The sequence below is a fragment of the Streptomyces pathocidini genome (assembly GCF_001418495.1).
GTDB lineage: Bacteria > Actinomycetota > Actinomycetes > Streptomycetales > Streptomycetaceae > Streptomyces > Streptomyces pathocidini.
The window spans coordinates 1-8,578 of the sequence record NZ_LIQY01000106.1 but is presented as its reverse complement, the minus strand read 5'-3'; the positions used below and the strand labels follow the sequence as shown (position 1 = coordinate 8,578).

The window sequence follows — 8,578 nt, the reverse complement described above, 5'->3', positions numbered from 1 at the left end:
CCACTCGTTTGACAGTCCCTCCCGGCGCAGCACCCCGACCGAGGGCGGCTTCTGCACGTTCCAACCCGTCGTTCAGGGTGCCGCGTGCCCGTGGAAGCTGAACTGCGAGGGCTGCGACCGGTTCGTCATGTCCGGAGCCGACCTGCTCTACTGGCGCCGTAAACGCGATCAGTGGCGGTCCTTGGCCGAGCGAGCCCCCGACAACGCGACCGCGGACTACCTGCACGCAGTATTCGAGCCCACCTCCCAGGCGATCGACGGGCTCGAGCGGGCACTGGCTGGCCTGGGCCTTCTGGAAGAAGTACTCGCGCTCGATCTGCGCCGGCCGCAGGACTACTTCCAACGCGTCTGGTCCACTGCCTTCCGAACAACGGACCTCGCCGCCCTGGCGAGTTCGCACGACGCCACGATCGCGGAAGCATCGACATGAGCACCTCCTCGCTCCCCGCCCCGCGCACCGCCCAAGCCCTCCAGGCCCGGCGCGAGCGGACCGAGTTGATGCTGAAGCGCGTTGAGCAGGCACTGGACGGGATGCTCACCCTACGCACCCCGATCACCGTCGCCGCGGTCGCGCGCCTGGCTGACGTGTCTCGAACGTTTCTGTACGAGCACGCTGAGGCCCGTGCCCTGATCGACCAGGCTCTCGCCAAGGCTGCCGGCCGCCGGGGCGAAGGCCGGCGGGCGGAGCATGAGGCGCTCGAAGCGTCCTGGAAAGAGCGCGCGCTCAACGCGGAAGAGGGCCTCAAGGCCGCCCACGGCGAGATCCGCGTCCAACGCCGCCAACTCGGAGAGCTCCTGGGGCAAGTACGTGACCTGCGCACTCCCTGGGATGAGCAGGACATTGTCCGGCTCACGACCGACAACGCCAACCTCAAGCGTCAAGTCCACGAGCTGCAAGTCGAGCAGCGATCCCTGCAAGACAGGCTGAATGCCGCTCGCGACAACGCACGCTTCGCTGACCGGCGCATCGCCGAGCTGGAATCCCAGCTCCTGGACGCAAAGGGCGCGGATCGACAGACATAGCGGCTCAGGGTGCGCTGGGCGAGGCCGGTGCGCCCCGCCCAGCACCGCGTACGCCACAGATGAACGCCAAGGGGAGAGGACAGCACATGCACTTGTCGGTGGTGGTTCAGAACTTGGGGATGGGCGGCTTGCAGGACGGCGACGGCAACCCTCAAGATCGATGGCCCCAGTTGGCCGAGCGGATCAACAGCGCTGCAGACCGCGTCGACGTCGTCATGCTCTGCGAGATCCCGGAGTGGCACCGCTACGGCCACAAGCAGCTCGCACGGGCCATGCAGGATCTGGACCTCGACGCGGCCCCGCTGGCCCCCTCACGCAGCGGGATCGGTACCGCTCTGCTCTACCGACGCGAGGTCGTCGGCAGATGGGTCCGCCACAATCCTGACTTCGGCACCGAGGTCCTGCACGGCATCGCCGTGACCAGCTTCGAGATCCCCGGGCTCCCCGCGCCGCTGAGCTTCGTGCCGATCCACTTCACCCCCATGTCCGCCGAACAGGCCCTGATCGAGGCGAACTACGCGGCCACCCGCGGCTACAAGTACGGCCCCTTCGCCGTACTGGCAGGCGACGTGAACTACGCGCCCGCCTCATCCAGGCACCCGCTCCCGGACTTCTCCGAGATGCGGCCCTACAACGTCGGCTCACGAACACTGCTGCCCGACGGTGACTTCGACCCGGCTGCCACTCCTCTGCCCGACAGGCGGGTCACCCGAAAACTCGCCCAGAACGGATAGGTCGACGTCGCATGGCACTTGTTCGAGCAGTCACACGGGCAGGACATCAATCTGCTCGCGCCAACCGGAACAGACGACCGGATCGACCAGGCATGGGTCTCCGGCCCGTTGGCCGGCGCCGTCTCCGACTACCGCCTGCTCGACCAGCCGAAGGAAGCAAGCGACCATCACGGTCTCGTATTCCGCATCGACACCGACGCCATCGATACCTCAAGCCCGTGGACCTACCGCTAGGTACTGGTGCCCCACCGGCAGGAGACCGTCGTGCCGTCCTACGGCACTGGGGTGCAGCCGTGACATCGGCTGCACCCCAGTGGTTGTGTCCGGCCGCTCCCTATCGAACGGAGTTGACCAGGCTGTTGGCGGCGATGAGGCCGAGCCCCGGCACAGCGTCGCGTACCGCCTTCACGGCACGTACTTGGTCGCGTGCCACGTCAATGCCGGCGTCCCGGATGAGGCGCCGGACCCACTCCCGGGTCCGCTCTTCGTCCGATACGGCCATGTGGCGATCCACGATGCGCAGGGCTTCCTCCAGCCCCGTCCGGTGCTGGGGATCGGCCGTCTCCAGGGCCGCGGTGAGTTCTTCCTTGACGGTGTCCAGGTCATGCAGGACCAGGATGGGTGGTGCGTTCTTGCTGGCCATTGCGATCCGTTCTTGGGCTGTGGCGTGGATAGTGACGCCGGTCAGAAGCAGTAGGTCTGCACGCTGGCGATACCCAGGATTTGGATGGCCGCGTTCTTGCCGGCCTTCTTGGCGTACCGCTTGAAGTCGCCCTTGGTGCGGGCCTTCCACAGCAGCTCGGCGGTCTTTCGGGCCCCACCAAGGGCCTTGATGGCCTTGTACGCCTTGGCGGCCGGGAAGAACGCGACCACGACCGCGGCGACACACTTGGACCACTTCCAGACCGAGCGCCAGAACGGGTCGGCGACGATCGGGAAGGCCGTGTCGGCGTTCACGTCGATGGTCTGCACGATGTCGCCGTTGTCGATGCGGAAGCTGGTAGGCACGTCATTGCCGTTGGCGTCCTTGGCCCACGGGGCGTCGAACTGGCCGAGCTGAAGCGGCTCGATGTCGAACTTCTCCCAAGCGCCGGGGGCGGCTGCGTCGTAGCGGGCGCGCAGCATGCCGGCCTGGGCGCCGGTGTAGTTCTTCTCTGCGGACACCCACTTATTGTTGATCGTGGAGCGCAGCGAGTGCGTGCCGTCAGCGTTCTTCAGTAGCGTGAATTTCTCCCATGCGCCGGGGGCGGCCGCGTCGTAGCGAGCCCGCAGCATGCCCTCCTGCGTGCCGGTGAAGTTCTTCTCGGTCGACACCCACTTGTTGTTCGCCTTGGAGCGCAGCGAGACGGTGTTGTCGCTATTGCGGACGAGGGTGAACGTCTGCCAGGTGTTGATGTCCGGGGCCGTGGCCCGAACCATGCCTTCCTGGTTGCCGGTCTCGTTGAGGCGGGCCGATGCGTAGCGCTCGGTGGCGCGGGAGTGGATGGCGACGTCGCCGGTGGGGTTGGCCGGCGAGCTGGAGTAGGCGGTGAGCGCGCCCTCCTCGTTCTTCTCCACGACGGCGGTGGACGGCAGATCCAGCGGGGTGCGGTACTCGCGGGCGGCGCTGGCGTTCTTCAGGACCTGCAGGGTGCGGCTGCCGCCGTTGAGGGTGGGCTGCACCACCGTGTCCACCGGCTTGCTCGGGTCGCTGTAGACCACCGAGTCATTGATCCGCACGCCGCGCACCTGCCCGGTCGGCATCCCCATCTCCATGCCGGGGAGACCGTGGTTCGAATCAACCGCGATCTGCTCGCCGCTGTTCCAGGGGATGGCGACGGTGCTGTCCGTGGTGGCGATCGCGGCGTACTGCGCGTTGCTGGTGCTCGCCGCGGTCAGATCGGCGGGCTCCTGAGCGCTGTTGACGGCGCCGGCCGCCTGCTCGGCCGCGTTCAGCTGCCAGCCGGTGTCGACGGTGAAGGTGACCGGGGCGGACCAGCCGGTGGCGTAGTGCGAGCCGTCATAGGTGGTGGTGCGGAAGGTGTATGTCTTGCCGTTCTGCAGCTTCCCGGCCGGCACCTTCGCCGACGCCGTGGCACCTTCCTCGACGAAGGCGGAGTTGAACTGGGTAACGACCTGCCCGGTGGCCTGGTCCTTGATCTCGAAGGTGCCTTGGATCGCGTCGTCTTCGTTGGTGTCCTCGGTGGTGAACCGGAGGGTCGGGGTCAGGGAGTTGACCTTGTAGATGCCGCCGTTGCTGATGTACGGCGGGCCGGCCTGCAGGTTCGCACCGCTCTTGGGCCGGTAGTTGTAGGTGACTTCCAGCTGCGGGATCTGCGCGTCGTTGGTGTGATCCGAGGAGTAGAACCGCTTCCACGCGTACGTGTCGGTCTCGCTGGCGGCCCGCAGCCCCATGTGGCCCTCGGTGGCCTTGGCGCTGGCCCAGTACTTGGCGAGGTCGGTCACGTTCGCCGTGACGTAGCCGGCGTTGCTGCAGGAGGCGGACTTGGTCTCGGTGGAGGTGGCGAACTTCTGCCGCCAGGTGGGCTGCTTGGTCCAGCGCGTCGAGGTGTCGGCGGCGTCGGTGGCCCACACCTCCCAGCCTCGCTTCTCGCACGACCAGGAGTGGTAGTTGTACAGCTTCAGCTTCGCGTCGGAGACGAGCGCGTCGGCGAACTGCTCGGTGTCCCAGGAGATGAACGAGCGGGCGGTGCGCTGGGTGGAGCCCGAGTAGTCGCCCGGCCAGCCCAGCTTCAGGTCAGTGGACACGGACTGATCAGCGCTCTCGCCGCCCTGGACGAAGGTGTCGAACAGCAGGTCCAGGGTGCTGGTGGCCGGATCGATGGTCACCGGGTACTGCGTCTTGGGATCGGACAGAAACTCAGCGTCGGGAGTGAGGCGCAGCTCGACGGTGTCACCGTGCTGTTCGACCTCCATGGCGACCTGCTTGCGGTTGGTGTGCTCACCGGACCGCTTGTCGACGGCCGCGTCCCACATCACCGGGGCCGGCATCACCGCGGCCACCTCGCCGGTCTTGGCGTCCTTGAAGGCGACCGAGCCATCCTTCTGCGCCTCGGCCTTGAGCCCCTTGACCTTCAGCGGCAGCGTCATCGGCGCCGCGCCGCCCTCGGGCCGCTTGTTGAGCTTCAGGTACTGCTCGAAGCCGCTGCGGGTGGCGTCCACGACCAGGTCGGCGCCGGGTATCGCTTCACGGTAGGTAGCCCGCGGTCCGTCCAGAACCGGCTCGGGCAGCCCGCCCTTCCACTGCACCTTGACCTGCGCATCGCCCGAACCGAGCGTGATCAGGTCACGGGCCGCAGACGCCGGCGCCTCGGCCGCGGCCTGGGCAGAGCGTGCCTTCGCCCCGCCCTGCCCCGCCAACTTCAGCCCGTCCGGGTGCGCCTTGGACGCGACCGTGCCGTCCTTCTGCCGGGCGAAGTCCACATCGACATCGACCCACTTGCCGCCACGGATCATTCGCACCGGTCCGGCCGACTGCTCGGCCGTCAACGTGCCGTCGGGGTTGGCGTACGTCGTCGACGACTCGGTACGGCGGTCCAGAACCTCCACCCGCCGGTTCTGCTTGGCCGCCGCCTGCAGCGCCTGCTCCGCCGTGATCGCCTCAGTGATAGGCGCTCCCTTGGGAGCCGTCGTCACCTGCGACTCCTCCGGACGCTCGGGCGCCGCGAACGCCACATGAGGTGTCGCCGCCAACAACGCCCCGGCTGTCAGCCCTGCGATACCCGCACTGCGAGTACGCCAACTCCACTGCACGCCTTACTCCCTGGTCTCAGCCAAGACGGACCGAACCCCGTACAGGCGATCCACAGCCGTCGCTTACCCCGGACATACAAACGCGGCGAAATTGAAGCAGATAGGGCATTAGGTCCCTGATCGCATCACGAGATGATCAAGAAGGCGCGGAGCTCATCGCGATGTGAGCTTCTGCGAGATTCGGGGCCGGGCGTCCCCGAGTTGGTAGCGTGCCTCGGTGCGCGTCGACTACCAACGTCCCGTACATGTCCGCTACGTTGACCCACAGGTCAGCGTCGACGTGAACAACTCCGCGGCCGGAAAACTACAGAAGGGCAAGATCTGGATCGACGGGCGCTACCTGTCCCAGGGCACGGTGAAGGCGGATGACCTCGACTTCGCCTTCCTGAAGACCGGCCCGAACTCCAAGGGCCAGTTCCTGGAGAACGCCACGGGGATGGGCAACCAACTGACCACGCTGCCCGCCTCCGGGAACCTGAACCAGAAGAACGTTTCCCTGATCGGTTTTCCGGGCGGGGCCAAGTCGCCGCTCGTCTGCCCCTCGACAACCACCAAGGAGTTCGAAGGCCGCTTCCTGGAGATAGCCTGTGACGGGTTTGCTCCCGGTGTGTCCGGCGGCCCGTTCCTGCGGAACTTCGATGGCAAGCGAGGAGATGTCATCGGTGTCATCGGCGGATACAAGACGGGCGGAAAATTCGACAACATCTCCTACTCCTCCCAGTTCGACGCCGACGTGGTGCGCCTGTACAACCAGGCGGCCAACGACTACGCACCGGACCAACCGACTGGGGTCGACGGCATGGGCGACGCCAACCTGTGGACCCATGCCGAAGCCGCCGCCACTGGCCAATTCCACACGTCCTCGCAGAAGACGCAGGACGGCGACCTGATCGTCAAGTGGTCCGATGGAGAGGTCACCCTGTACCCGGGCGACCAGTCACAGGGCTTCTACACCGGCTGCACTGCCGGTCAGCCCTGCGAGACCCAGCTGGCGAAGCCCAACAAGCTGTGGGCGGACCACGCCGAGGTCGTCACTGCGGGCGACTACACCGGTTCCAACGCCTTCGACCTGATGGTCAGGTGGAGCGACGGCGAAGTCACGATCTACAAGGACATCGACGAGACGACGAAACTGCCGACCGCCGGCGATCAGCACCCGGCGAACGAGATCAGGATCGCCGCTGCCGGTTCGACATGGAAGTACGCCGAGGGTCTGGCGACCGGCAAGTTCGGCGGCAACAAGTGGCCGGACGACGTGGTCGTGCGCTGGGTCGACGGCGAGGTGACGAAGTACACCAACGTCGACGGCACGGGCTTCCACGCCGAGCAGCAGCTCCAGGCCCCCAATGCCCTGTGGAAGAACCACGCCACGATCATCGCGGGCGGCGACTTCGACGGCACCACCAACTCCGACTTCGACCTGCTCGTCCGCTGGTCCGACGGTGAACTCACCGTGTACGAGGACCTCGGCGCCAACAGTCTGAGCAAGGAGCGGCAGCTCATGCCCGCGAACCAGTTGTGGACCCACTCCCGTGTTCTTGTGCCCGGCGAGTTCGGCGGCAATCTGTGGGAGGACGACCTCTTCGTCCGCTGGTCCGACGGAGAAGTGACGGTCTACGGGAACACTCAGGCCGATGCGCTGGGCCGGGAGTACCAGCTCGTGCCTCCGCCCGCCAGGAGCGCGGCGCTCGTTCGCAGGCAGCACAGCAGTCGGCCCGCCGGAGAGGAGACAGCCGCCGAGGAGTCCTGCGACTCGGTGTGCGGCCCCGGTCTGCTGCGGCGGATCACCGCAGACAAGTGAGCAACAACCCGCATTGAGCCGGTGGCGGGGCGACGGCCCCGCCACCGGCCCGTACCTACGGTGGATACATGCGCATACGTCAATTCCTGCCGGTCTACGTCGCAACCGTCGCTCTGCTCGCCGGCTGCGCCGAAGCGAAGGAGGAGCCGAACGGTGCAGCGGACCGGTCGTCCCCCTGGCCGTCGGCGCCCGCAGGCCAGCAGAGCGAGCCGCCGGGTGACGGCAGCCGGGCCTGGGAGCCGGACGACGCGATGCAGCGGGCGGGGCGGGCCCTGGAAGCGGCCTCCGACAGCGACGCGCGTCCGGAACTCGTCGACACGGCGAGCGCGTTCATCGCGAGCGGCATGGACAAGGAGCACAAGACGCCCGGCGACCGGCCGTACCTCCTCAGCATCACCTGTGACACAGACGGGATCGGGGAACTCACCCTCACCCTGTCGCGAGGCGATCAGGAGCAGGCATACGGGATCGAGTGCGGGGACCAGGAAGCCGATCAGTTCAATATCCCCGCGGGCAAGCCGTTCACCGCACGGGTCGACCCGGTCAAGGACGGCAGCGGCCTGATCCTGTGGCGTCTGGACACCATCGCCCGGCACGCGGTGGAGGGGTGTGACGACGACATCGACGGTTGTGACGACTGAGCGGCAGACGTGCTTGGAGCAACGGTGCCGGAGCCGCCCGTGCTCTGTGCGGCCACGATCGCACCCGCGTGGCGGTCGAGGCACACGCGGTCTGGTGTCGCCGCCTGAAGTGATGTCTCCGGTGCTCAACATCCGGGATCAGAGGGAGGTCAGTGAGGGTTCTTCAACCTGCTCGTGTTGACCACGGGTCCCGGGCGGTGTGCCCGGGAGGGCGAGGGCCTGACCACGAACTGGGGCCACGAGCTGCCGCTGGAGACCTGGTGGCATGGCGCCGCCGTGAACGACGGGGCACGCACCACGCTCTACGTGGACGGCTGCCCGGTCGTCCGCAACCCGGACGTGCGCTCGGGCGGCTTCGCCACCCTGGCCTGGGCTGGCTCCTTGGCGGCTGCGAGTACGGAGGCCGCCCGGACCAGGTCTTCCACGACTGGCTGGGCGACGTCCGCCTCGCCAACCGCCCGCTGCCGCCGGGCGACTTCATGATCAGCCGCTGAGGCGCGGCCCACGGGGATCGTGGTCGCGCGCCGCGCGGGCGTACGCTGGACGGAACGCCGCAGAACACCGCAAAGGTGAAAACTCCGTCCCGCGAGCCGTCCCCGCGAGCGCGACCATGGTCGATCCCAAGG

7 protein-coding genes and 2 pseudogenes are annotated in these 8,578 nt (G+C 67.3%); 7 read left to right on the top strand and 2 right to left on the bottom strand.

The annotated features are described in order from the left end of the window. The 4 genes and pseudogenes from AOK16_RS06870 to AOK16_RS06855 form a co-directional block, all read left to right on the top strand. Nucleotides 1-430, top strand: a pseudogene (locus AOK16_RS06870) (tyrosine-type recombinase/integrase); the annotation flags it as partial. Next, on the top strand, nucleotides 427-1,023 hold the full coding sequence (locus AOK16_RS06865; RefSeq protein WP_055471336.1) for a DUF6262 family protein: 597 nt from the start codon (nucleotides 427-429) through the stop codon (nucleotides 1,021-1,023). The pseudogene AOK16_RS06870 and the gene AOK16_RS06865, both read left to right, overlap by 4 nt. A gap of 119 nt (nucleotides 1,024-1,142) precedes the next feature. Beyond that, entirely contained in the window at nucleotides 1,143-1,757 is a 615-nt protein-coding gene (locus AOK16_RS06860; protein ID WP_157859131.1) for an endonuclease/exonuclease/phosphatase family protein, read from the top strand. An 18-nt stretch (nucleotides 1,758-1,775) separates the two neighbouring features. Further along, nucleotides 1,776-1,991 (top strand): hypothetical protein, encoded by a 216-nt coding sequence (locus AOK16_RS06855; RefSeq protein WP_055471334.1) that lies wholly within the window; start codon nucleotides 1,776-1,778, stop codon nucleotides 1,989-1,991. Nucleotides 1,992-2,091: 100 nt separating this feature from the next. On the opposite strand, the gene AOK16_RS06850 is transcribed toward AOK16_RS06855, so the two are convergent. After that, nucleotides 2,092-2,400, bottom strand: coding sequence for a hypothetical protein (locus AOK16_RS06850; RefSeq protein ID WP_055471333.1), 309 nt, complete (start codon nucleotides 2,398-2,400; stop codon nucleotides 2,092-2,094). A gap of 41 nt (nucleotides 2,401-2,441) precedes the next feature. Beyond that, nucleotides 2,442-5,393: a DNRLRE domain-containing protein gene (locus tag AOK16_RS06845; RefSeq protein WP_055471332.1), complete on the bottom strand. Its 2,952-nt coding sequence runs from the start codon at nucleotides 5,391-5,393 to the stop codon at nucleotides 2,442-2,444. A gap of 334 nt (nucleotides 5,394-5,727) precedes the next feature. Here AOK16_RS06845 and AOK16_RS06840 point away from each other — a divergent pair, with 334 nt between their 5' ends. The 3 genes and pseudogenes from AOK16_RS06840 to AOK16_RS06830 form a co-directional block, all read left to right on the top strand. Next, nucleotides 5,728-7,311, top strand: a complete 1,584-nt coding sequence (locus AOK16_RS06840; RefSeq protein ID WP_055471331.1) for a hypothetical protein — start codon at nucleotides 5,728-5,730, stop codon at nucleotides 7,309-7,311. A 68-nt stretch (nucleotides 7,312-7,379) separates the two neighbouring features. After that, complete coding sequence (locus AOK16_RS06835; protein WP_055471330.1) at nucleotides 7,380-7,952, top strand: hypothetical protein; 573 nt, start codon at nucleotides 7,380-7,382, stop codon at nucleotides 7,950-7,952. Nucleotides 7,953-8,165: 213 nt separating this feature from the next. Beyond that, nucleotides 8,166-8,446: pseudogene (locus AOK16_RS06830) on the top strand (LamG-like jellyroll fold domain-containing protein); the annotation flags it as partial. Between the last annotated feature and the right edge of the window lie 132 nt (nucleotides 8,447-8,578).